At 59.1% G+C, this 21,351-nt stretch carries 23 protein-coding genes; 15 read left to right on the top strand and 8 right to left on the bottom strand.

Annotated features, from left to right (window positions below; all coding sequences use genetic code 11):
* The first annotated feature begins 262 nt into the window (after positions 1-262).
* From C167_RS34940 to C167_RS0131580, 7 genes are read left to right on the top strand one after another with little or no spacing between them, the layout of a single operon-like run.
* Complete coding sequence (locus C167_RS34940; RefSeq protein ID WP_200860190.1) at positions 263-427, top strand: hypothetical protein; 165 nt, start codon at positions 263-265, stop codon at positions 425-427.
* Positions 414-728, top strand: coding sequence for a hypothetical protein (locus C167_RS33165; protein ID WP_017522310.1), 315 nt, complete (start codon positions 414-416; stop codon positions 726-728). The genes C167_RS34940 and C167_RS33165 overlap by 14 nt, the downstream gene beginning before the upstream one ends.
* Positions 725-1,036 carry a hypothetical protein gene (locus C167_RS0131560; RefSeq protein ID WP_017522311.1) on the top strand — a complete coding sequence of 104 codons (312 nt, stop codon included), beginning with the start codon at positions 725-727 and terminating at the stop codon, positions 1,034-1,036. The genes C167_RS33165 and C167_RS0131560 overlap by 4 nt, the downstream gene beginning before the upstream one ends.
* A gap of 4 nt (positions 1,037-1,040) precedes the next feature.
* The gene (locus C167_RS0131565) at positions 1,041-1,964 is read left to right on the top strand and encodes a toprim domain-containing protein (RefSeq protein WP_017522312.1); all 924 of its coding nucleotides are present in this window, start codon (positions 1,041-1,043) and stop codon (positions 1,962-1,964) included.
* Entirely contained in the window at positions 1,961-3,505 is a 1,545-nt protein-coding gene (locus tag C167_RS0131570; RefSeq protein WP_017522313.1) for a DUF3631 domain-containing protein, read from the top strand. The genes C167_RS0131565 and C167_RS0131570 overlap by 4 nt, the downstream gene beginning before the upstream one ends.
* Complete coding sequence (locus tag C167_RS0131575) at positions 3,505-3,798, top strand: hypothetical protein (protein WP_017522314.1); 294 nt, start codon at positions 3,505-3,507, stop codon at positions 3,796-3,798. Before C167_RS0131570 ends, C167_RS0131575 begins: the two co-directional genes overlap by 1 nt.
* Positions 3,755-4,750 (top strand): hypothetical protein, encoded by a 996-nt coding sequence (locus C167_RS0131580; RefSeq protein ID WP_157791890.1) that lies wholly within the window; start codon positions 3,755-3,757, stop codon positions 4,748-4,750. Before C167_RS0131575 ends, C167_RS0131580 begins: the two co-directional genes overlap by 44 nt.
* 54 nt (positions 4,751-4,804) lie before the next feature.
* On the opposite strand, the gene C167_RS0131585 is transcribed toward C167_RS0131580, so the two are convergent.
* Complete coding sequence (locus C167_RS0131585) at positions 4,805-5,320, bottom strand: hypothetical protein (RefSeq protein ID WP_017522316.1); 516 nt, start codon at positions 5,318-5,320, stop codon at positions 4,805-4,807.
* Between the two features lie 546 nt (positions 5,321-5,866).
* On the opposite strand from C167_RS0131585, the gene C167_RS34735 reads away from it, so the two are divergent.
* From C167_RS34735 to C167_RS34745, 4 genes are all read left to right on the top strand, one after another.
* Entirely contained in the window at positions 5,867-6,295 is a 429-nt protein-coding gene (locus tag C167_RS34735) for a hypothetical protein (protein ID WP_157791891.1), read from the top strand.
* 308 nt (positions 6,296-6,603) lie between these two features.
* Positions 6,604-7,374 carry a hypothetical protein gene (locus C167_RS34740; RefSeq protein ID WP_157791892.1) on the top strand — a complete coding sequence of 257 codons (771 nt, stop codon included), beginning with the start codon at positions 6,604-6,606 and terminating at the stop codon, positions 7,372-7,374.
* Between the two features lie 46 nt (positions 7,375-7,420).
* A complete protein-coding gene (locus C167_RS0131595; protein ID WP_017522318.1) occupies positions 7,421-8,395 on the top strand; it encodes a lysozyme inhibitor LprI family protein in 975 nt (324 codons plus the stop codon).
* Between the two features lie 36 nt (positions 8,396-8,431).
* Positions 8,432-8,923, top strand: a complete 492-nt coding sequence (locus C167_RS34745) for a hypothetical protein (protein WP_157791894.1) — start codon at positions 8,432-8,434, stop codon at positions 8,921-8,923.
* 917 nt (positions 8,924-9,840) lie between these two features.
* Here C167_RS34745 and C167_RS0131600 read toward each other — a convergent pair.
* The gene (locus C167_RS0131600) at positions 9,841-10,761 is read right to left on the bottom strand and encodes a LysR family transcriptional regulator (protein WP_017522319.1); all 921 of its coding nucleotides are present in this window, start codon (positions 10,759-10,761) and stop codon (positions 9,841-9,843) included.
* A 117-nt stretch (positions 10,762-10,878) separates the two neighbouring features.
* On the opposite strand from C167_RS0131600, the gene C167_RS0131605 reads away from it, so the two are divergent.
* The 4 genes from C167_RS0131605 (at position 10,879) to C167_RS0131620 (ending at position 14,500) form a co-directional block, all read left to right on the top strand.
* Positions 10,879-11,793, top strand: coding sequence for an alpha/beta hydrolase (locus C167_RS0131605; RefSeq protein ID WP_017522320.1), 915 nt, complete (start codon positions 10,879-10,881; stop codon positions 11,791-11,793).
* 27 nt (positions 11,794-11,820) lie between these two features.
* Positions 11,821-12,750: an alpha/beta hydrolase gene (locus tag C167_RS0131610; protein WP_017522321.1), complete on the top strand. Its 930-nt coding sequence runs from the start codon at positions 11,821-11,823 to the stop codon at positions 12,748-12,750.
* A 30-nt stretch (positions 12,751-12,780) separates the two neighbouring features.
* The gene (locus tag C167_RS0131615; RefSeq protein WP_026079411.1) at positions 12,781-13,419 is read left to right on the top strand and encodes an SDR family oxidoreductase; all 639 of its coding nucleotides are present in this window, start codon (positions 12,781-12,783) and stop codon (positions 13,417-13,419) included.
* Between the two features lie 364 nt (positions 13,420-13,783).
* A complete protein-coding gene (locus tag C167_RS0131620; RefSeq protein WP_017522323.1) occupies positions 13,784-14,500 on the top strand; it encodes a hypothetical protein in 717 nt (238 codons plus the stop codon).
* 206 nt (positions 14,501-14,706) lie between these two features.
* Here the strand turns inward: C167_RS0131620 and C167_RS0131625 are convergent, their stop codons facing one another.
* The 6 genes from C167_RS0131625 to C167_RS0131650 are packed head-to-tail and all read right to left on the bottom strand — an operon-like array spanning position 14,707 to position 20,818.
* Entirely contained in the window at positions 14,707-15,207 is a 501-nt protein-coding gene (locus C167_RS0131625; RefSeq protein WP_017522324.1) for a GspH/FimT family pseudopilin, read from the bottom strand.
* Positions 15,208-15,218: 11 nt separating this feature from the next.
* Entirely contained in the window at positions 15,219-18,272 is a 3,054-nt protein-coding gene (locus C167_RS0131630) for a pilus assembly protein (protein ID WP_017522325.1), read from the bottom strand.
* 2 nt (positions 18,273-18,274) lie between these two features.
* Complete coding sequence (locus C167_RS0131635; RefSeq protein ID WP_017522326.1) at positions 18,275-18,763, bottom strand: hypothetical protein; 489 nt, start codon at positions 18,761-18,763, stop codon at positions 18,275-18,277.
* The gene (locus C167_RS0131640; RefSeq protein ID WP_017522327.1) at positions 18,760-19,875 is read right to left on the bottom strand and encodes a PilW family protein; all 1,116 of its coding nucleotides are present in this window, start codon (positions 19,873-19,875) and stop codon (positions 18,760-18,762) included. The genes C167_RS0131635 and C167_RS0131640 overlap by 4 nt, the downstream gene beginning before the upstream one ends.
* A complete protein-coding gene (pilV, locus tag C167_RS0131645) occupies positions 19,872-20,423 on the bottom strand; it encodes a type IV pilus modification protein PilV (protein WP_200860191.1) in 552 nt (183 codons plus the stop codon). The genes C167_RS0131640 and pilV overlap by 4 nt, the downstream gene beginning before the upstream one ends.
* A 5-nt stretch (positions 20,424-20,428) precedes the next feature.
* Positions 20,429-20,818, bottom strand: coding sequence for a type IV pilin protein (locus C167_RS0131650; protein WP_017522329.1), 390 nt, complete (start codon positions 20,816-20,818; stop codon positions 20,429-20,431).
* Positions 20,819-21,351 lie beyond the last annotated feature (533 nt).

Here is a 21,351-nt window from a genome sequence, read left to right on the forward strand (position 1 = left end):
CCGGGGGTATGGTTTGCCCGTCACGGTAAATCCCGTGTCCGGGCGTCGCGGCCCGAACTACCTAAGGCGCACAAGCGCCCATCACCTCATTGCTGGCGCTTTTTTTGTGCTCGCAATGTCGCTCTATGGTGGCGGCTGTGCGTGGGACACCTTCGGGTGTGCCGGCTTCCTTGGGTGCCGGTCCGCGAACCTGCGTACAGTTGCCACCTCCCTTCGCGTCGCGGCGAACGGTGGCAGCTCCATTACCCAAGGAGCTTCACCTATGCGCACCAGCAATCCGTTTGCACGTGCCGCAGCTCTCCGGGCAATTGCCCTGGCTGCACTCCGTGCTGATTCCTCCCTCTCTGTTCGTCTCGCTCGCTACAACGCCGCCATGGCCAAAGTCCGCGCGCTCGAAGCGCAGGGGGTGGACCATGCAGCAAGTTAACCGCCTCGGCTTCATCGAACTGGTAGGCGACGCTCGCCTCAGCGATATGGACATGGCCTACATGAACGCCGCTCGCGCGGAGTTCGAGCACTTGGCCAACCTGATCCGCCTAGTCGTCATCCCTGCTGTGGGTGGCTGGCAGTCTCCAATCAGCATGGAGCTCGGTGCCCACCTGGAAAACGTCCAGGTGCTGTCCTCCAACTTCTGCTGGCGCCATCGCCATGTGGGCGCTGCTCACGATGCACGCGACGTGCTCACCTCAGGCCCATCCAAGGTGCTGGCGCAGGGAGGTGCGGCATGAAGGCATTCGCCCCCAAGCGCAGCCAGGCCGTTGGTTACTTCTTCGTCCTCGATGAGCGGCGCCCCGTCCTGCCCTTCGGTGTGTGTGGTCCCTTCGCCAAGCGCCGTGAAGCGAAGAAGGCTGCGAGCAAGTTGCGGGGCGTCTGTCCCGAGAGCGTGCTGAGCGTGTACGGAGGAACGGTGTTTGGTGTCGCGCAGACCTGTGAGGCGATGACCCAGGCCCGACTGCGAGCACGCGATGAACTGAGCGCCATGCTGCAGGCGCCCACTCCCACTGCCCAGGCATTCAACAGCCTGACCAAGGAGTAAACCCATGACGACTTTTCAACAGCGCCGCGTAGCGCTGACGGGATCGGCTTGCCTGCAGAAAGTGGAGCACGCTTTCCGCGAAGCGCTGCAGGGTATCTTCGGGCAGTTGGATTGGCTGCCTGAGGGCGACGGCAGCATTCACCGCTTCCACGTGCCCGGGGATCGCGCCGGCAGCCGCAATGGCTGGTACGTGCTGTTCGTGGATGGGGTAGCGGCTGGCGCCTTCGGTACATGGAAGAGCAGCCAGGTGCATCACTGGAGCAGCGCTGGCGAACTGTCCGCCGCTGAGATTGAGGAGAGCCGGCAGCGCATCGAGCAAGCCCGCGCACAGCGTCAGGCCGAACAGCAACAACGCCAGCAGGCCGCGGCAGAGCTTTCCCACCGTTGGTGGGAAAGTGCCCGCCGCGCCGATCCTGCTCACCCCTACCTCACCAGCAAGCACATTCGCCCCTACGCGCTGCGACAACGGGCCGGTGAGCTGCTAGTGCCGCTCTACCACTCCGGCGAACTGGTCAACCTGCAGATGATCAGCGCCACCGGCCGCAAGCGTTTTCTCTTCGGCGGGCGAGTCACTGGCTGCTACTCGCCGCTCGGCCAGATCAGCACCGGCAAGCCGCTGTACATCTGCGAAGGCTGGGCCACTGGCGCAACCATCCACGAAAGCACCGGCATGGCCGTCGCCTGCGCGATGAACGCCGGCAACCTGATGCCCGTGGCGCTGGCGCTGAAGGCCCGCTACGGCGACCAGGTGCAGTTGGTGATTGCCGGTGACGACGACCGCAACACGCCCGGCAATCCGGGGCGTACTGCGGCCACCGCTGCAGCACTGGCTGCTGGCGCGCTGGTGACCTTCCCCGAGTGGCCGGACGACGCGCCGCCATCGCTCACCGACTTCAACGATCTGCACGTGTGGAGGGCTGGCGCATGAGTAGCCCCATCGCCTTGAAGGCCAAGAGCCCGATCCAGGAGGCCATCCACAACCTCTCCGAAGACGCTGGCGCCTTGTACGCGCCGGCCGTGCTCGAGGAGCTGCGTTCGATGCGCAGCAAAGACCCGGCAGCCTTCGCCCGCCTGCGCATACAGGTGAAGGAAACCAAGATGCTGAGCATGGCGGAGTTCGATCGCCTGACCGTCTCGGCTGAGTCGGAAGCGGGAGCTGCTGCAGGGCAAAGCATCTTTGCTGACGTGGAGCCTTGGTCGAAGCCGGTAGATGGCGCTGAGCTGCTGGATGACGTCACCCAGGCGCTCGCCCGACATGTCATCGCGGAGAAGGAGACGCTCCGCGCAGCCGCACTGTGGGCCACCTTCACCTGGTTGGTCGACGTGGTCCAGATCGCACCGATCGCCAACATCACGGCTCCGGAGAAACGCTGCGGTAAGTCTGTCCTGCTCACCGCCTTGGGCAAGCTGGTCAACCGCCCGCTACAGGTCTCGAACATCGGGCCGGCAGCGCTGTTCCGCTCCATCGAACTGTGGTCGCCAACGCTGCTGATCGATGAGGTGGACGCCTTCCTTGCTGCACACGAAGACGCCCGCGGCATCCTCAATGCCGGATTCACTCGGGATAGCGCAGTGGTCATCCGCTGCGTGGGCGACGACCACATACCCACCCCGTTCAGCGTGTGGGGCGCGAAGGCTCTCTGTGGCATCGGCCGCATCGCCGACACGCTGGCTGATCGGAGCGTGCCCCTGCGCCTGCGTCGACGCACTCCGGGCGAAAGCGTGGAGAACCTGCGTCACTCCGACCCGGCATTGTGGGAGCAACTGCGCTCGCGTCTGGCGCGCTTTGCACAGGACAACTCCGAGGCGATCGGCAAGGCACGCCCGAAGCCCATCGAAGGCCTGAACGATCGCGCCAACGACTCCTGGGAGCCGCTGTTGGCGATCGCCGACCAAGCTGGCGAACACTGGCCGAAGTCGGCCCGCACCGCCGCAATCGCATTGCATGGCCTGGAAGGCGAAGCGCCCAGTGTGGGTGTCGAGTTGCTGGGGGACGTGAAGGCTGCATTCGATGCCAAGAAGGCCACGAAGCTATTCAGCGCCGAGTTGCTCGAATACCTCATCGCGGATGAGGAAGCACCCTGGTCGACGTGGAACAGAGGCAAGGCAATGTCGCCCCGTCAGCTGTCCGCAAAGCTGGCCGATTTCGGCGTGAAATCGGGCACCGTCCGTGTCGGCGTCATGACGAAAAAGGGCTACTCCCTCGAGCAGTTCCGTGACGCTTTTGGTCGATACCTTTCCCCTAGTACCCCCGTCACAAGCGTCACATCGGCACAAACCAGTAACGGCGCGGCTTCCAGCCAATCTGGAAGCGTCACACAGCCCCCATCCGTGACGGATAAAAAATCGCCAGAAGCCACGGCTGGCGCGGGTTGTGACGATGTTACGGATAAAACACCCCCTCCAAGGAAAGGAGCAGGCAAGGCAAAGGCGACTTCCCACGATGAAACCGACCGGGAGGAGTTCTGATGTCTGCTCTCGACTTCCTCACCGAACGCGGTTTCGCCGCCCGTATCAGCGGCAACAAGGTCAGCATTTCACCTGGTAGCCGGCTCACCGAAGAGGTCCGCCAGTACGTGCGCCGGCACCGCCTCGAACTGCTCGCAGAGCTGGGCTCAATGGATGGCAAAACGCGTCGCATGCACTGGGCGATCACGCAGGGCGGCAAGCCGCTGTGCACGATGATCACGCCGCCACTGACATTCGAAGAGGCACTGATTGAAGCGCGCTGGCGCTGGCCCGGCGCCGAGATCACTGAGTAACACCAACCCTGCGCTGGCCGCAGGGCTGGCGCTTACTTTGACCTATGGAGGTCACATGAAAGCTGCAACGCAGAAACACCCGCTGTCCAACCGCACTGAACAACTGCTCCAACAGCGCGATGACTACCTGGAAGAGATCGAGCAACTGGAGGCACGAGCCCCCGGCCTGGAAACCAAGCTGGCGGAACTGCGAAAGAAGGTCGTGCGCACGACCTTGCATCACATCGACAACGGCAGCTACGAGGTGATGGAAGAGCTATCGAATACCAGGGCGCGCATCAACACTCTGCGCGGGCTAGTGCAGGAGACCGAGCGTAGCCTGGAGCTGGTCGAGAAAGCCGAGTCGGCGGGTGCCGCCATTGCCCAGGCGATGGAGCAGATCAAAACCGAACAGCGCCTGCAGGCCTCGCTGCAAGCTCGAATCGAACAGGCCGCAACGCGAAGCCAGGGCATCGAAGAGGAAATTGCCACAGCGCAGTCCGCGGCGGAATCGGCTGAGCAAGCTGCAGGCCAGGCGCTCGCGCAGGCAGAGGACGCCAAGGCCGAGAAAGCTGCACGTACGCAACTGGAGAAAGCTGTGGAGCTGGCGCTGGCGACCGAGGCCACCATCCGAGTGAAGCGCCGCACCATCGAGACCATGGAAGCCGAGGTGGCCAACATGAAGCAGCAGGCCGTCGACTCCAGGCAGCGCGAACAGGTGGCCAAGGCTGCGCTGTCGGAAGCGCTGTGGAGCAAGTACGCCGAGGAGTGGAACACTGCAGCCAAGATCTTGGCCGGCATCGGTGCTCACCTGGTTGCAGCGGATCGGATCAACGGTGGCTGGGGCGCGCACCTGACGAAGCTGCACATCCCCCTGTTCGGCACTCAGGACCGCGAGACTCTCACCCGCTCGGAGGTGGTGGAAGCTTCCGATGAGGTGACCCTAGGAGATTTGGTGAAAGGTACAGCTTAAAGGGGCGACGAGAGCCGCCCCTGCCTCTGAAGGGCAGGGGCGGCGCTAGGCATTTCAACCTTTCGAGCTTCCGAAGAATGTGTTGGTATTGGAGAAATACCCTGAACCGTCATCGACGGAGTAAAAGAGGGAGTGCCTTTTCAGCAGATCTATAAGATCCGGTAGCTCCCACACAGCCTCAGGCACCTTGATTACGATTGGAATGATGTTCAAGTCAGGCGGATAGATGCTTGCAACTCGGCCCCATTCGAAGCTTCCAAGCTGCTTCTGCAACGTGCCCCAAGGATCAGGGGGCTGCCTTTTGACCTTATTCAATACGCAATCCGCCCCCGTCACGAAGGCGAAGATGAACTTCCCCACTGGAATATCAGGGAGGTCTTTCTCCTTTTGCATCGGCTTCAGTGTGGGTCCCCCATGATCTAGGACCTGAGCGATCTCCACTGCCTGCTTGTATGCCAGATCTACGGACGCAACGGCTTTGTAGCCCGGTACTGCGGCGGAAACAACGGCTAGCGCGAGTACAGATGCGGCGAAGAATTTAGCCGGCCTAAGCATTGAATAGCTCCCCATTTCCCTATTTCGTGACTAGCAGCTATGGCGATCTCTGCTTGCCGCGAATTTGACCATGTCCTTCCTGTAGTCGCTAGGGACCCTGGCCTACCTCCCGGCCCCACGGGGGAGGCGTCGAGCCGCGCGGTAAGACAGAAGTTTTCGATTTTTAGGATGCTCCACCACAGGCAACGCAGAAAATGCCTGGAGGCTACGATCTATCTAGCTTTCAGCCTCCTGTGGAGACTGTGCAGGGTGAGCATTTTTTGAAAAACGATGTACAGGTCCCAGTCTCGCTGAAAAGCGCTCTAGCCCCTCTAGCACGCCGCATTCAGCGATTCAGGTAGGGGTTGTGAGCTGTACATGAGGCTGCGTTATTCCCGCTCAGAGACTCTCAAGCTACGAATGTGCGCTAGAACTCACCTAAAGTCGGAGTGGAGTCTTTCGAGGGGGGAGAGGCAGAATGCCACCTGCGACATCACCAAAGCACCGCGTTCGTCGGACCAAAGGACATTTACGTGAGGCTGCTTCAAAACTAAGCTCCGCAGCCAAAAAAGGAGGATATGGATGCCCTTCACTTACGAAATCGAAATCACTGCACTCAATAATGAGGGAATCACCTGCCCGCCACACAGTGCAGTCGCTAAAGGACTAACCGCTTGGCGCTTTGTCTGGAACCCGCTATGCCAGCTAAGCGCGTCGCCTGTCGCGGCGAAAAATCCGAATCGCTTTCGAAATGCAAATGCGGCAAAGAGATGCTCCGCTTGGGGGCTCTCAATGTACGAGACTGAAGCGAAGTGCCGGGCTGCTTTTAAATATCTTGATGAGTCATTCCCCAACTTCAGAAAGGATGCAGGCGACCATATCGCCAAAGTAGACATTTCAGACACAGATGGACTCTGCACAAAAGCCAACCCTAATACTGGACATTTCGACTTCCATCCATTTAAGCATGTAAACATGGTCTCGATAATGACTTTGCAGGGGCCACTTTAATGGGATTTACAAGAATAAACGGGACCCCAATCAAGTCTGGCAGCATACCCGGACATACTTGGAATGCCGACTTGGTAGATTTCAACGGCCCTCTGATCAGTCTGTATCGGAGCGAGCGCGGTGAGGACGTCCTATATGTTTGGATTGATCGCACCGAGAGACAGCACCGGTGGGCGATAGTGCCTATTTCACGAGATTCACTGCGTGACTACTTGCGGGAACACATAACTCTACGAGAAGTATTCTCTCGATCAAAAGAAATTATAGTATTTAATGTAGGCAGCACCTATAAGCGCTCAGCATTTCAGGTGACCAACTGGACACTTTTTCCCGAGGAGTACCGTCCCAAGGAAAATTCATTCCTTAATGACGCAATTGCCACCGACGCAGCTAGGCGCTTGGCGTCGGACAGCACTGAAGATTATATGCTCGGGCTCGATGGCGAAGATCTCTATATTGAGGATTTATCCGCAATACAGAAAAACTTTGTTCAGCTATATTCATTCCATTATGGCTTTGAATATCTTGATCGCGAAGCTGTTCAGCTAAAAATCTCTAGCCACGCAAATAACTGGACTGGAGGAATGTCCTCCGTTTGGATGTTTGACGGACTAAGTTCGGTTATTCCCTCGGTGCACCGCCCGCGTGTCGCCGAACTCAGATTCAACTCTCCAGGCCACATAAAGTTGAATCTCCTGCCCGAACTAGCTCTAGAAGTGCAGCTTTCGATTGACAGAATAACAAACCCAATAACATTTAAATTGACGGAAGAATTTTACAATCAAGTTTACAAATATTTTAAGTCAAGTGGGATTTCTGGCTTTGAATCGGAGCAGCGAAATATAAGGCAGAAGCTCACCCAGGAAGTGAAAGCGTCTCTGTCTGGGTTTGTTCAGAGATTTCTCCTGCTAATGGCATGGCCGAACGGGAGTAAAATGCTGGCGGAACTGGAAGAAAGCCCCCTGTCACAGCTGCGTCTCCTTCTCGCCTACTATCGCAGGCTACGCCGTCTTCGTGGATTCGTAGTTGACGGGCGCTTAGATGTAGGTAGTTCGAAGTTGGTTGCAAAGGAAAATTAAGCCCGGCATAGCCGGGTTTTTCTTTTAAGAAGCTTCCGGATAAAAAATGGCGAAACCCTCACAAAAGAATGTCGTCCAACACATTCTGGAAAAGCGATCTCGGCATCACCAGGAATTTAGTGATGGCATTGACTACGAAATTACAACCCGCTTGGAAACACTTAAAAAATCATTGCTCGGGCTTGGTTCCGAGGCGGCTGACAAGGAGCTTTTTCGACACTTTCCAGTCGCGACAATTGCGTGCTTAGAGACATACTTTAGAAGTTCAATTTCAAGCATTATAAACTCCGGAGGAGAATACCTTGAGAGAGGCTTGGAACTGGGATCAGAAAAAACAAGCGCCCTCAGTTTTCTCCCTCACCTAGAGAGCAAAACCGTCACACTCGGGGACTTGATATCAATAAACTTACCATTCAGCTCCATATCTCATCTAGAGACCCCGCTTTCGCACCTGCTTGGCCAAAAGCTAAAGCAACTTGCGAGAATTGCCGGCAACCCGTACTGGGAAAGGCAACAACTAGAGGATAAGCCGCCAATAATAGGCGACAGGATTGACGAGGTATGGCGCGGGGTAGAAAAAGGCTTCAAATTTCGGCACATAATTGCCCACGAATCCGCCTCCAAATTTGAGATTGGGTTTGACGCCGCACTAGAGATTCTTGACTCCACGTCGCTGATGGTTGAAGCGATTAACTCGATAATTTGGGCGACCGCTTGGAAAGATAGGCCGCTCACTCAGTATGAACTCAATATGGCAGCCTGGGATGACTATCTATCCAGCAAGAAACGAATGGCGAAGCTAATTCGGAAAATCCGAAGCATTCAGAGCCCAGATCGAAGAAGGACTTTCTCGAAGCTTCACTTAAAATGGAAATCGTTGACTCGCGAATGGTGCGAGTTCAATACCTCACCATTCATTGGCGGATCAATTAGGCCCATGCTGATTAATTCCTACTGGCATGAAGCAACTGTCTATCGGATCGGCGAAATAGAAGGGATGACGGATCTTTGGGGTGGTTAAGAAACTCACCTAAAGGCAAGGGACAACGATATTAAGATGAAGCAAGAAAATAGGTTCGTAGCGCAGCTTTTTCATTATCTGGCGCCATTTATTGATATGGGCAGGGATTTATTCATCTGCGTTGATGGCGGCGCGGCCAAACATCACGCGGGTCAAGTTGGGGCCGCTTTGATCGATCCGGACGTTCCCGACCTCTGGTTCTATCTCGTAGGGAAGGAAAGCCCTGTAGGGATCGAGGCAAAAGTGATCGAAGCCGGATCAATCAGCGTCCGTCAGGGGCAGTTACAGGCGTGGAAAACAGGCGGAATAGGTGCCTATCAACCCAGTTTCTGGGTGGCAGCTAATCGCACCTTGACTGAGTTCTACTGTTGGCATCACGCGGATATCCGCCGCCGTCTAGATGAATCTCGCAGTTGTGGTGAAAACGTCAAAATGTCTCTGCGGCATTACCCGCCAGGGCATCGTGGAAATTGCTTGGCAGAGCTAGCGCTTTACATACTCACCACAACGAGCAGCGGCCAACGTTAGAGAATCGGGCGCCTAACTTGGAGGCCCGGAGGCAATAACTGGGATGGGACCTCTATCGACGTCCAATCGCATGAGGATAATTCGAGCCTCACTAACTGATGGCGGGCCAAGTATGGGATTGAGAAGTTAGGTTTAGAAGGCCCAGAACTGGACCACCTTTCACTGGGGCAGCGCGGCGTAGGTATGAGCAGATCTGCTCGCATCTCTGGCCGCACCCCGCGGTCATCGTCGCTTCAGTCACGCGGCTACCGTGACACGGATGGAATAGGCACGCAGCATTCCAGGTCCCTGGCGTCAGACACTCCAGCCAACAGCTGTAGAGCGTCAGATATATGCGAGACAGACGTTTATCTAAATCCCCCCTCCACCCTTGCCGACTGTGGCTTTTAGAGCGGCTCGGGAATTTCTCTAGTAAAGGCTGAAGGCCGTTGCTCGCGCGCAGGCCGCCACAGTCTTTTAGCTGGGGGAAAGGCTTAGCGGGCACAACGACAAGGGGAGAAGGCATAGCTCAGGCGTTGTGGCGGTGGTGGGAAGGCCCGAAGGGCTCTCGGTCTGGCATGGATCAGATCTGAGCCATCGACTTCCTCAGCTTGAGGAAGTCGGCTCTGACACCAGGTTGCCACAATTTGTGGAGCTCCCCAGTCCGCCCAGGACGATGGGGATAACGTGCCTCAAACCACCGGGGGCCCCTAGGGAATCTGGAAACGCTGAGGGTAATTCGAGCCCCGGTTTCCCACCATGTACGAGGTTTTTCCCAGGTTGGTTGTTGTTTCGTCGTTCGCCTGAAACTCCATAACGACGAGGCCTCCAGGCGATCGATACACCAACCTAGGCCTTGAATTCCACAACTGCTTTCCTTGTCTCCTGCCCAGTGCCCGCAACCGGCCACTAGCGGACATTGAGCAGCCCTGCCCGATTCAGCCCAAGGCCCCACGCTTTTCTACGAGGAAGTCGATCAGCGCCCGCACCTTGGCCGGCATCTGGGCGCGCGTGGGGGCATACAGGTAGAAGCCGGGGAAGGACTGGCACCAGGGCTGCAGCACGCGCACCAGTTCTCCGGATGTCAGTTGCTCGCGGACGCAGACGTCCAGGTACTTGATCAGCCCTACCCCTTGAATCGCAGCCTTGAGCATGCTCTCGTCGTCGTTGAAGACGACGCTGCCCCTTGGCTCGAACACCTGAGTGATTGCCTCGTCCTCCGGCGAAGTGAAAGCCCAGCGATCCAGCGTCCCGCTGCTGGTGAAGCGGTAGGCGAGGCAATTGTGCTGCACAAGATCGGCCGGTGTCTGCGGGATGCCATGGCGCTTGAAGTACGCCGGTGATCCGACGATCGCCATCTCGATTCGCGGCGTGATCGGCACGGCCACCATGTGTTCGTCCAAGCTCTCGCCCAGCCGAATCCCTACATCGGCTCCGTCGGCAATGATGTTGGCGAAGCCGTCGTTGAGCACCAGTTCCAGCCGCAATCCGGGATAGCGGGAAAGGAATTCCCCCAGGTGGGGCTCCAGCAGTGTTCGTGCGGCGATGCGAGAGGAGTTGACTCGAATCAGACCCGTTGGCGCAGACGTCACTTCACTGAGCTCGGCAACGGCTGTGTCGATCATCTTCAACGCGGGCGCTACCGCCTCGAACAGGCGCCGGCCCTCCTCGGTCAGCGACATGTCCCGTGTCGTGCGATGCAACAACCGGACATTGAGCTGCTGCTCAAGGCCTTTGAGGTGCTGAGAGAGTGCCGCCCGGGAAATTTCCATCTCCGTCGCGGCCTTGGTGAAGCTGCGATGGCGGGCGATGTGGACGAACCAGGCCAGGCCGGGAAGCAGCGCAGGATTGATCGACATATTGTTCAGCCTTACTTACGAGTCATGTCGATTTTGGCACGTTTTTCCAAAACAAAACTGGGCCTAGCATGAATCCATCGAGCAACGCCCTGTTGCTCACTCCCAGGAGCCAGGCTCATGCAACACATCCGCATTCAAACCCTCGATGGTCATGGCATCACGCTCGCCGCTGATCTCCATCTGCCTGCCGGTTTCGACCAGAACAAACAGTACCCCACCATCGTCGTCGCCCACCCGGGCGGTGGCGTCAAGGAGCAGGCTTCCGGCCTGTACGCCCGCAAACTGGCCGAACAGGGCTTCCTGGCAGTCGCCTTCGATGCGTCCTTCCAGGGTGAAAGCACCGGCATGCCGCGCCAGCTGGAGAACCCCTACATCCGCACCGAAGACATCAGCGCCGTGATCGACCACCTGACGACCCTTACGTACGTTGACGTCAACCGAATCGGCGCAATGGGCATCTGCGCAGGCGCCGGCTACACCGCCAACGCCGCGATCAATGACCGCCGCATCAAGGCAGTCGGTACGGTCAGCGCCGTGAACATCGGCCAGATGTTCCGCAATGGCTGGGAGAACACCGTCAAGGATGCCGAGGCCCTGCCGTACATCGAGCATGGTTCCCAGGCCCGCACCCAGGATGCACAAGGCAAGGAGCTGGCCACCCTGCCCCTGGCACCGATGCGCGAAGAAGATGCCCCCAACGAAGAACTTCGCGAAGCCTGGGAGTACTACCACACCCCGCGCTGCGAACATCCCAATGCACCGGGCTTCATGACCACCCGCAGCCTGCCGCAGATCATCACCTACGACGCCTACCACAAGGCCGAAGCCTTCCTGACCCAACCGTTGCAGATCGTTGCGGGCACCCAGGCCGGCAGCAAATGGATGAGCGATGACCTGCTCGCCCGTGCGGCCTCCGGCGACAAGCACATGCACCTGATCGAGGGCGCCAACCACATGTCGCTCTATGACAAGCAACCCTATGTCGACGAAGCCGTGTCGGTGTTGGCCGGATTCTTCCAGAGCCGCCTGTAAGCCTTTCAGCTACTCGGAGCATGCAGCATGACCACCATCAAGCACGTCACCTACCGCAACCTGGGCTGGGACTCGGCCGCCGACCTGTACCTGCCGCCGAATTTCGATGAGAGCAAGAAATACCCCGCGATTGTCAGCACTCATCCCATTGGCAGTTGCAAGGAACAAACCTCAGGCAACGTCTACGGCCAGCAACTGGCCGAACAGGGCTTCGTCGTACTCGCCTTCGATGCCAGCTTCCAGGGCGCCAGTGGTGGCGAACCGCGCTTTATCGAAGACCCGGCCATCCGCGTTTCCGACATCCGCTTCGCTATCGACTTCCTGGTCGCCCAACCCTATGTGGATGTGCAACGCATTGGCGCCATCGGCATCTGCGGTGGCGGTGCCTACACCATCAACGCAGCGATCACTGACCATCGCATCAAAGCCCTCGTCTCGATTACCGGCGTCAACTTCGGACGGCTGATCCGCGAAGGTTTCAGCCAGTTCGATCCGCTCGGCACCCTGAAAGCAATGGCCGCCCAGCGCACCGCCGAAGTCCAGGGCGCGGCACGCCATGTGATCGACTACCTACCGGAGTCGGTGGAAGCAGGGAAACAGGCCGGCCTGACAGACATCGACGTGCTGGAGGCCACCGAGTACTACAAATCCGTACGCGGCCAGCAACCGCATGGTGCCACCAGTGGCCTGTTCTCCTTCAACAGTGCAGCGATGGCCTGGGATGCATTCGCCCATGCCGAAACGCTGCTGACCCAACCGCTGCTTGTTGTTATCGGTGACAAGCCCGGCGCCTTTGGCGCCTACCGCGACGGCTGGGAGATTTATGGTCGGGCGGCGTCTGCAGCCAAGCAGATTTTCGTCGCCGAAGGCTGGTCGCACTACGACCTGTACGACAAGCCAGAACCTGTGGCCCTGGCCATGGCTCAGGTCGCGCCCTTCTTCAAGGAATACCTGTAGTCCACACAAATCGCAGACGCGGAGCGCCTCATGAAAAATGTACTCATCCTCGGCGCCACTGGGCAGATCGCCTCGTGGGTCGTACGAGGGCTTGGGCAACTGAGCGAAGTGCAGCAGACCTTACTGCTGCGCGACCCTAGGAAGCTTTCCGGAGCGGAGGCTGATAATGCTCGAGTGGTTATCGGCAACGTGCTGGATCAGGAACTGCTACGCGAGGTCATGGCTGGCCAGGACATCGTCTATGCGAACCTCAGCGGCGACGATCTGGAGGAGCAGGCACGCAGCGTGATCGAGGCCATGCACATCAGTAACGTCAAGCGCCTGATCTTTGTCCTTTCACTGGGCATCTACGACGAAATCCCCGGCAGGTTTGGCCAGTGGAATCACGAAGTCATCGGCGAGCCGCTCAAGTACTACAGGCGCGCCGCTGATGCCATCGAAGCCTCAGGGCTGGATTTCACCATCCTGCGCCCAGCGTGGCTGACCGACGAGGACGAAGTGGACTACGAAACCACCGGCAAGGGTGAGCCGTTCAAGGGCACGGTGGTGTCGCGCAGGAGCGTGGGTGACCTGGTCATCGATCTGATCCGGAACCCCGGCCTGCATGTTGGCGCGAATCTGGGCGTGAATAAACCCGGGAGCGATGGCGACAAGCCTTACTTCATGTAGTCCCAGACGGGAGCGTCCCCGCCAGCCAAGTGGCGGGAACTACATTGAGGCCGGATGGCGTCCTACCTAAACGTCCGCTTTGGGTCGGTAGCTGTCACCAACAGAAGGCAGGGGCCCCTAGGAGATCTGAAAGCGCTGAGGGTAATTCGAGCCCCGACTTCGGACTACATACCAGCTTTTCCTGGGCAAGCCGTTTCCGGTTCCGGTTTGAAGCGAAACCCGCGCAATGACTGGGCGCGAGGCTCTAAGCCAACCGGAAACGGTCGCCAGCACAGGCCGTGTTCGTCCGGAGTTTATGAGCCCTGATGCGGTACGATGCGGCCCTAGAGAAGCAGCACCCTCAGGGAAGAAAGGGAGTCCGTGTATGGAAGCGTTACTTCAACAGGCGCAGAGTGTTTTAGGCAGCGGCTACAGCGTGCTGGTAATAGCCGCGTTGGTGTTCGCCAAAACCATCTCGACGCTTGGCTCTGCCTTCGACTTTCACGACAAGAATTTCGTACAGAAGCGCTTTAAGCGGCTCAATGAGCTGCGGGCCAGCGTTAAAAAAGATCACCGCCCACTCGCCCAGTACCTGGATGACGCCATCGAACTCGAAGCTTTCCGTGTCGCCTCGGGCGTTACGGCCGGCAAGCAGAAGATGGATTTTCTGATAGGAATTGCTTCGTTGGGGCTGTGGGATCGCACGCAGCTACGTTGGCTGGCGAAGCACATTGAGCAAGGTCCGCGAGACACCACACCTAGCATACGAATCACTCGGCTCGACTGGGTAGGTGCCGCGATCGGCCTCGTATCGCTCTCTTACTGCATTCTGGCCGGCATTTTCTTCTTCGCGTACCTCTCCTTCACTATGCCGATGCCATATGGAATGCCACTTGGGCTCCTGGCTTTCGTCGCCCTAATTTTCCTCGCGCGCCTCCTCGGCGAGGACTTCTACAGCGCCATGTGCGCGCGCAACATTCGCAAGCGCCTCGAGTCCAGGGCGGCGATAACTCCCCATGAACCATGCCTCTCAGAAGTCCGTCCTAACGATTTCCGAGAGGAGCGCGAAACTGAGCTTTCAACCGCTCCCGAACCTCAGTAGCCAGGGCACAATTCTCTTTGGGGGCACAATTGGGGGCACCAATCTGGTGACCGCTCAAAAAAAGCCATATACCACCTGCCTTTAAGCGATAAGTTCGAGTCCCTCCCGGGGCACCACCACATAGTTCCGGCAGTTCGAATGAATTGTCGAAACCCACGAAAAACCGGCCCTCGGGCCGGTTTTTTGTTGTCTGCGATCCGGCTGCGTCAGGTGCAGGTTCCGGTGGTGGTCTTGCTGACGTAGGCGCGGCCGGTGGCGCTGACGTTCACCACCCGCTCCTGGGCGCCGGCGCTCGGGGCCGAGCGGCAGACGGTGAGGCTGGCCTGGGTATTACCCACGCCGCTTGGCTGGAAGTCGATCCTGGTCACGCTCGAGGTGACCTTGAACCCGGTCGGCGCCGCCGGGTGCTTCTGGATCACGGTGGAGCCGGCAATCACGATCCACCCCTGATCCCAGCCGCCGGAACCGCAACTGCTGCCATTGCTGGACACGCACAGGCTGGTCACCGAATTGCGCTTGATCGCTTCGCTGCGCCCCATCGCCACGCCAGCCACCAGGTCATTCGCACTGGCACTGAGCTTACCGGCGAGCGTGGCATCGCTGAGCGACGGCACGGCGATACCGATCAGGATCGCCGCCACCGCCAGGGTCACCATCAGCTCCAGCAGGGTGAAGCCGGATGCTTCACGCCGGGGGATGTTTTTCATGCCCTGCCCTCCTACTTCTCGATATCCCAGAACACCCAGGATTTCGGCCGGGTACCTGAAGCAGGCGGTACCGCTTCGCAGCCTTGCAGCGACGAGTCGGTGGCACAGGTGCCGCCGCCAATGATGAAGGGTTTTTGCGTGCCGTCATCGAGCTGGACGATCCCCGCCACCGGCGAGGGCGGCAGCCCACCCCCCGCGATCACTTCAAAGCGGTCGCCGGTGGCCGATGCATTCAGGTAGTTGATGTTGTAATTGCGTGCCGTACCCAGGCCGACGCAGCTGGTGCTGTTTGCAACCTGTGGGGCATGGGTACTGAAGGTGATGGTGTCGAACAGCAGCAGGGCGGAAGTCACCACCTGCTCGGTAGACGCCAATCCCAGGTACCAGCCCTTGGGATGCGAGGCGAGGTCGGAATTGCTGGGCGTAGCGGTACCGGTAATTCCCAGCAGGGACGCGTTGCAGATGACGTTGGCGCCGCAGGTGGCATTCTCCGAGGTCAGCCAGGTCGAAGCGCTCGGGTTGTCCCGCAGGGCGTAGAAGCGGTTTGCGACGCTGGAGGCGGAGGTATAGCTGAGTAGCGGCTTTTCGCGATCCCCCGATCCCAGCAGGAGCAGATACTGCCCATTGGTGAAGGCCACCTCCGGCCCGTAGAGGAACTTGCGGTTGGCGGTACAGCTGGACGCGGTGTTGCAGCCCAGCGCGGCAATCCTGGTCATGGTCCAGTTGGTCGGCGCCGTAGTGCCGATGGCGCTGGCGGCGTCCACCCCGGATATCCGATAGACGTTGCCGCCCAGATCGGCAGCGTAGCCATAGACCGCCTGACCGGCACTATTGGTCACCATGGTCACATCGCCGACAACCCCGCGATCAGTGGTGAAGGTTTTCAGCACTGCTCCGGTATCGGCATCAATGATGTAGATCCGGTTGCCCTTGGACGAGCTGGTGCAGGTATTGGGATCGCCATCCTCGCAGTTGTCGTAGCCCCCCCCCATGGCCAGGATCGTGGAATTGCCGCCGCCATAACCGGCAGCCTTGAAGGCCGTCGGGGTGGCCCAGGTCTGGCCGATATCACTGAAGCCGGAAGTGCAACCGGTGTCGTTGGTCAGGTTGGGGCAACCGATCTTCCATTTCAGGGACGGGCTGGCCGGTGAGCTCACATTGAAGGCATACAGCGCACGGCCGCCACGGCGCATCGCCGCGTAGATCCAGGTGCTGGTGCCTTGACGCACGGTGGTGATCGATCCGTCCATGCCATAGGACTTGGGCTGCGGCGTTGGCGTACCGGTGGTATGGCCAGGGAATGCAATGGTGACGCTGTTGTCACGCAGCCGCTTGATGTTGGGGTAGAACTCCGGCGGCATGAACGACCAGAGTTCGCTACCGGCGGGGACTGAACCAATGGAGCTGGTGCGGTTGCCATTGATGGCCCGCAGCATCCCATCGTTACCGCCGTAATAGACCACGACCTGGGGTGACGCTGCAGTACCGTAATTGATGGCCGCCGGCCGCGAGTGCACCACATCGCCATGCACGGAGGGGCGTACCTCGGTCAGGTTGGAGTTGGTATTTTCGTCCTGGCTGTCGTCTCCACGAGCCCAGTTGATCAGGAGGTCGCGCTCCGTGGTGTTCGCGGTGCCCAACAGCCCGATGGCGGTTCCGTTGCTGGTATCGAAGTTGGTCAAGGCGGTGCAATCGGTGGCGCTGCAGGTCTTGACGGTTCGCGTGCCGCCCTGGCGCAGGCGGTAGGCCTGGGCGCCTTTCTCGACGATGTTGCCGTCCGGATAGTTCGAAGCGTCGGCTCCGGAGATGGTCAGGCAGCCACCCTGAGGTTTGAACTGCCAGTAGTTGTCAGTCGAGTTGGGTGTCCAGAAGCTGCGAGCGCATTCGGTGATGAACCCGGTGCTGCTGTTGATGGCGCTGCGGTCGTCGGCATCCACAGTCTTCAGCGCGCCTCCGACCATACCCAGCTTGTATTGCTTGAGGTTGCCAGCCCAACGGGGGAAGGAATCGGTGTCGGGCCGGAACATCCCGACGAACACCTGGTTCAGGTAGGTGCTCTGGGTATTGACGCTGACCGGCAGGGTGACCGAAGCGAACACACTGTTGGTGGCCTGGATCTCGGAGAAAATGGCGTTCAGCGCATCGGCGATCTCGCTGCCGTTGGAGCTCACGTCGAAGTACTTGCCGCTGCTGACGTTGGCCATGCTCTTGAGCAGGGCGGTCCAGCCGGGGCCCTGCCCGGTAGCCACCTTGTTGATATCCACGGTGTAGGTGGTAATCGCGAGCGAGCTCTTCTTCATGAAGCGCGACCACTCATCCGCCACGTTATCCTGGGAGCCGCTGGGTGAAATGGGTATGGCCGTCGTATTACCGCCCGCCGCGCTCAGCGCATCGGTGGCCTGGGTCAAGTCGTTGTTATTGTCCTGTGCCGCACCGTTGCTGATGTAGATAATGAAGTTCTTCGCACAGCCTGCAACAATGGGATTCGCATAAGGACTCCCCGCTTTCGAAGGTAGAGCGTTGCCGCTCAAGGCATAGATGGCATTGGAAGCCGTACCGCCAGCAGTGTTACCGGTGTAGTCGGTTTTCTCTTTCTGGTTGCCGGCATAGGGAGCACTGGCCGAGTAATACAGCCAAGCTTCCTCCATTGCCTTGGCAGCCTTGCCGCCGTTGGATTTGTCGGCCCCAACATCCAGAGCATTGACCAGAGCCTGGTATTTGGGCTTGTTCGTCGCATCAAGCAGACGGATCGCTGCCCGTACATAGGCGCCATCGTTGCCCTTGTTGCCCCCGCCGGACTCGGTGTACATCATCAGGCCGACACGGAACTTGCTGGCCGCCAGGCCATTGATCACCGAGACCAGAGCGGCTTTTTCGTTGGTGAATGGCGTATTCCAGTTGGCGGTATTGTCCAGGATGATAAGTACGTTGGGCGCATCCGCGGAATTGGGCGGCGTGCCGACGAACAGGTCGATATCCTCGGCGAACACGGCCATGGAGCAAGCGAAGAGCGCGCAGAGTGCAAAGGCGCGTCGGAACAGCCTGAGATTGCGTTGAGCTTTCATCGTCATACTCCGCACACTGCAAGCTTCTGCGTATTGGTCAGTTGTACTCGCACACCCGACCGCACCTTGACCGCCGCCCCGCTCACCGCATCGGTGACCGTGGCATTGAGTTCCCAGACGGTATTCCAGTCCTGGCTGCACATGGGCTGAGTCTGCTGGCCGCAGAGCGAGGCAACCGAACTCTGCTTGGCGCTCAGGCAGACCGGGACAGCCATCGAGACCTGATAGTCGGTAGTGCCGTCATTGTTGATATCGACATTGAGCTGTTCCGCCTGTGGCGCAGTAGTAAACGCCGACCCCAGTACCCGCTCGATGCCGATATTGGCCGAGGCGATCGCCTCGTTGCGGAACTGCATGTTGCCCACCGCCTGGAGATTGGTGCCGCTGAGGGTGTAGGCGCTGCCCACCATCAGCATCAGCATCAGCAACATCACCAGGGCAACCACCAGGGTCGCGCCGCGCTGGCCGACCCGCTTGCCGTTCATCTTCATGGCGTCTGCCTCCGCCGGGAAACGTTCACCAGCGTGGCGCTGGAGGTGAACAGGTGCCGTTTGTAGCCATCGGTGTAGGGGCCAAGCGTGGCCCCGCCCAAGGCAAAGGTCTTGTCGGAGCTGTATCCGGGGGTCGTGGTGCGCGCACGGGCGAGAACATAGAGCCGCGCCTGGACGACGTTGATCAGTTCGGCGGCTGTGCAGGAGGTGGAACCGCAATGCACGAAGTTGCCGTCGGGTATCCCGTCGCCCCGGTTGGTGGGCGAGGTCTTGGTGGTGATGTCGGCCCAGGACACGGCCTGTGCATAGTTCACCGCGGCGCCGGCATCGCTCAGGTTGTCCAGCCCCAACTCGACGCGGAACGCCTCCACCCCCTCGATCAGCGGCAGCGCTGGCTGGAGCACGCTGGGAGCGGTGCCGTCGGGCGAATCGAACTGTGCGCGCATCAGGGTGGGAATGCCGTCGCCACTCGTCACGGCATAGGTGCGCACGTAATAGACGTTGGTGATGAACTTGCGCCGCTCGGCCAGGGTCGTGCAGTCCCGCTTGTGCAGCAGGAAACCGCTGGTGCCCAGAACGAAGGCATTGGCGGTTTCCGAGTCGCAGAACGAGGACTGGAAATACACCTTGCCACTGACCTCCGCCGCGCAATTGCCTACTCCCGGCGAGCAGGTTTCGGCATGGCGGATCACTACCACATCGGAATTGGCGGCGAGGTTGGTGATGATCGATGAACAGCCGCTGGGCACCGCCGAATAGGTTTGCACGACGATTCCCACGGCGTTGACCTTGTCCTGCGGCGTCCAGGTAGAGAACTCAGAGCACACTGGCGCGAGGGCCGTGGGCACGTCGGCAGGGATGTCGCTGGCCGTGAGGTCATCGAACTGCGGCACGTAGCCGTTCCAGAAACCGGCATGGGCGAAGTCTTCCTGCAGCAGCCCGATCGCGAAGCGACCGTTCTCGATCAGCGAGTTGGTCTTGGCCATGTCGTCGTTGGCCCGCCGCAGGTTCAGGTAAAGCGTCAGGACGCCCGCCATGATCAGCAGACTGACGGTGGCTGCGACCATCAGCTCGACCAGGGTGAAACCCTGCTGCCGGGTTGCGCGCCTCATAGCGTGGCCACCCGCACGACGGTGGTGACCACACGCCGGCACAGGTCATTGGCGCAGCCTGTGCCGTTGTAGCTGCCACTGCCACAGGACACGCTGGTGGGCGGTGCCGAAACAGGGCTCATACCCTGCCAAGCCACCGTGATCATGTACTGGTTGCTGCCCAGCGACTGGATGCAACCACGGCCGCCCAGCATCGCACCGGCCTTGACGTTGCCGCCACCAACCTCGGCAGCGCCCTGGAGGCTGTTGCACCAGTCCGCCAGATCCGACTGCTGGCGCGTGGCTGTGGTGGTCGGACAGGTCATGCCCGAGCCAACCGGTGAAGTGGTCCCGGTCACGTAGTTGGCCGCGTTGTTGGCGTTGGCCAACATCCGGCTGGAGATGTCGTTGAGCAGCAGCAACGCCTGGGCGCGCTGGTAGGACTCCATATCCGACAGTTGCATGCGCATCTGCAGCTTGGCGAGGCCGAGCAGGCCCAGCGAGATGATCAGGATGCTGATCAGCAGTTCGATCAGGGTCAAACCTCGTTGCCGCCGGAAGGTCGCCATGTCGGTCACCACTTGCCCGACGGCGACCTGCTGCCGTCGCTGCCTAGAGTCAGGTTGCCGTCGCTGGCCTGGGAGCCACTCGGGGTGAAGGTAATGGTGAAGGTCGGCGGCGTGCCGGAGCCGACGGTGATGTCATAGCTGTAATTGCTCGACACTTCGCTGGGCAGTGCGTAGCCGCCACTCTCCAACTGCGTCTTGCTGGCATAGGCGCGGTTGGCAAGCAGGTACTGCTGCTGCCGATTGGCGATATCCATCATCTGGGCCTGGGCCGCTGAGCGCTTGCCCCGGATGACGTACTGCTGGTAGCTCGGATAAGCGATGGCGGCCAGGATTGCCACTATCGCCGCGACTACCATCAATTCGATCAGGGTAAAACCACGGGAACTAACCGGCATTATCCAGACTCTCTTTTAACGGTCCTTTTTCAAAGACTCTATTAGTTAAATGGCGAATCGCCACCCCGCCGACCCGGTAATTCAATACCAATCGTCGCCAGCGGGACCGCAATATAAGTAAATAGCTAACCAGAAAGTGCTGCTATTCCAACGCCTGAAAAGGCCCGGAGCGTCAGAAAATACGCGGCATTAGAACGAAACTTCACATACGCGACAAGGGCCACTTCTCAAGCAGTCCAGCAACAGAATCAACGCCGAACAACTCTCCCGACCTCATCTTTTCGAACTTCCGTACCAATTATAAAAATCACATAAATAATTTGTGAAAAAAGCGTCAAACGAAGTTCAGGCGTCTGTATTAAATGCCGAGCGCAATTGCGTCGATCACAATAAAAAAACGCAGAAAACTCGAAAACCGACGTGAATTTCAATAATCCGGGAAATTCTTCAGCGGTATTCATGAGCGAGCTATCGAGTCAAGTTCTTCGCGGATAAGAACGATGAAGACCGGAAATTATTTTTTCCAGGTCGAA

The organism is Pseudomonas nitroreducens TX1 (assembly GCF_000313755.1).
In the GTDB taxonomy this organism is placed as follows: domain Bacteria; phylum Pseudomonadota; class Gammaproteobacteria; order Pseudomonadales; family Pseudomonadaceae; genus Pseudomonas; species Pseudomonas nitroreducens_A.

What these genes read in the sequence shown, in the direction of transcription:
- C167_RS0131610 (WP_017522321.1), top strand. Translation starts at nt 11,821, where the DNA reads ATGACCACCATCAAGCACGTCACCTACCGCAACCTGGGCTGGGACTCG.
- C167_RS0131650 (WP_017522329.1), bottom strand. Translation starts at nt 20,818, where the DNA reads ATGCCGGTTAGTTCCCGTGGTTTTACCCTGATCGAATTGATGGTAGTC.
- C167_RS0131605 (WP_017522320.1), top strand. Translation starts at nt 10,879, where the DNA reads ATGCAACACATCCGCATTCAAACCCTCGATGGTCATGGCATCACGCTC.
- C167_RS0131635 (WP_017522326.1), bottom strand. Translation starts at nt 18,763, where the DNA reads ATGAAGATGAACGGCAAGCGGGTCGGCCAGCGCGGCGCGACCCTGGTG.
- C167_RS0131600 (WP_017522319.1), bottom strand. Translation starts at nt 10,761, where the DNA reads ATGTCGATCAATCCTGCGCTGCTTCCCGGCCTGGCCTGGTTCGTCCAC.
- C167_RS0131630 (WP_017522325.1), bottom strand. Translation starts at nt 18,272, where the DNA reads ATGAAAGCTCAACGCAATCTCAGGCTGTTCCGACGCGCCTTTGCACTC.
- C167_RS34745 (WP_157791894.1), top strand. Translation starts at nt 8,432, where the DNA reads ATGAAGCAAGAAAATAGGTTCGTAGCGCAGCTTTTTCATTATCTGGCG.
- C167_RS0131585 (WP_017522316.1), bottom strand. Translation starts at nt 5,320, where the DNA reads ATGGGGAGCTATTCAATGCTTAGGCCGGCTAAATTCTTCGCCGCATCT.
- C167_RS0131640 (WP_017522327.1), bottom strand. Translation starts at nt 19,875, where the DNA reads ATGAGGCGCGCAACCCGGCAGCAGGGTTTCACCCTGGTCGAGCTGATG.
- C167_RS34940 (WP_200860190.1), top strand. Translation starts at nt 263, where the DNA reads ATGCGCACCAGCAATCCGTTTGCACGTGCCGCAGCTCTCCGGGCAATT.
- C167_RS0131625 (WP_017522324.1), bottom strand. Translation starts at nt 15,207, where the DNA reads ATGAAAAACATCCCCCGGCGTGAAGCATCCGGCTTCACCCTGCTGGAG.
- C167_RS0131560 (WP_017522311.1), top strand. Translation starts at nt 725, where the DNA reads ATGAAGGCATTCGCCCCCAAGCGCAGCCAGGCCGTTGGTTACTTCTTC.
- C167_RS34735 (WP_157791891.1), top strand. Translation starts at nt 5,867, where the DNA reads ATGCCCTTCACTTACGAAATCGAAATCACTGCACTCAATAATGAGGGA.
- C167_RS0131615 (WP_026079411.1), top strand. Translation starts at nt 12,781, where the DNA reads ATGAAAAATGTACTCATCCTCGGCGCCACTGGGCAGATCGCCTCGTGG.
- C167_RS0131565 (WP_017522312.1), top strand. Translation starts at nt 1,041, where the DNA reads ATGACGACTTTTCAACAGCGCCGCGTAGCGCTGACGGGATCGGCTTGC.
- pilV (WP_200860191.1), bottom strand. Translation starts at nt 20,423, where the DNA reads ATGGCGACCTTCCGGCGGCAACGAGGTTTGACCCTGATCGAACTGCTG.
- C167_RS0131595 (WP_017522318.1), top strand. Translation starts at nt 7,421, where the DNA reads ATGGCGAAACCCTCACAAAAGAATGTCGTCCAACACATTCTGGAAAAG.
- C167_RS0131575 (WP_017522314.1), top strand. Translation starts at nt 3,505, where the DNA reads ATGTCTGCTCTCGACTTCCTCACCGAACGCGGTTTCGCCGCCCGTATC.
- C167_RS0131570 (WP_017522313.1), top strand. Translation starts at nt 1,961, where the DNA reads ATGAGTAGCCCCATCGCCTTGAAGGCCAAGAGCCCGATCCAGGAGGCC.
- C167_RS33165 (WP_017522310.1), top strand. Translation starts at nt 414, where the DNA reads ATGCAGCAAGTTAACCGCCTCGGCTTCATCGAACTGGTAGGCGACGCT.
- C167_RS0131620 (WP_017522323.1), top strand. Translation starts at nt 13,784, where the DNA reads ATGGAAGCGTTACTTCAACAGGCGCAGAGTGTTTTAGGCAGCGGCTAC.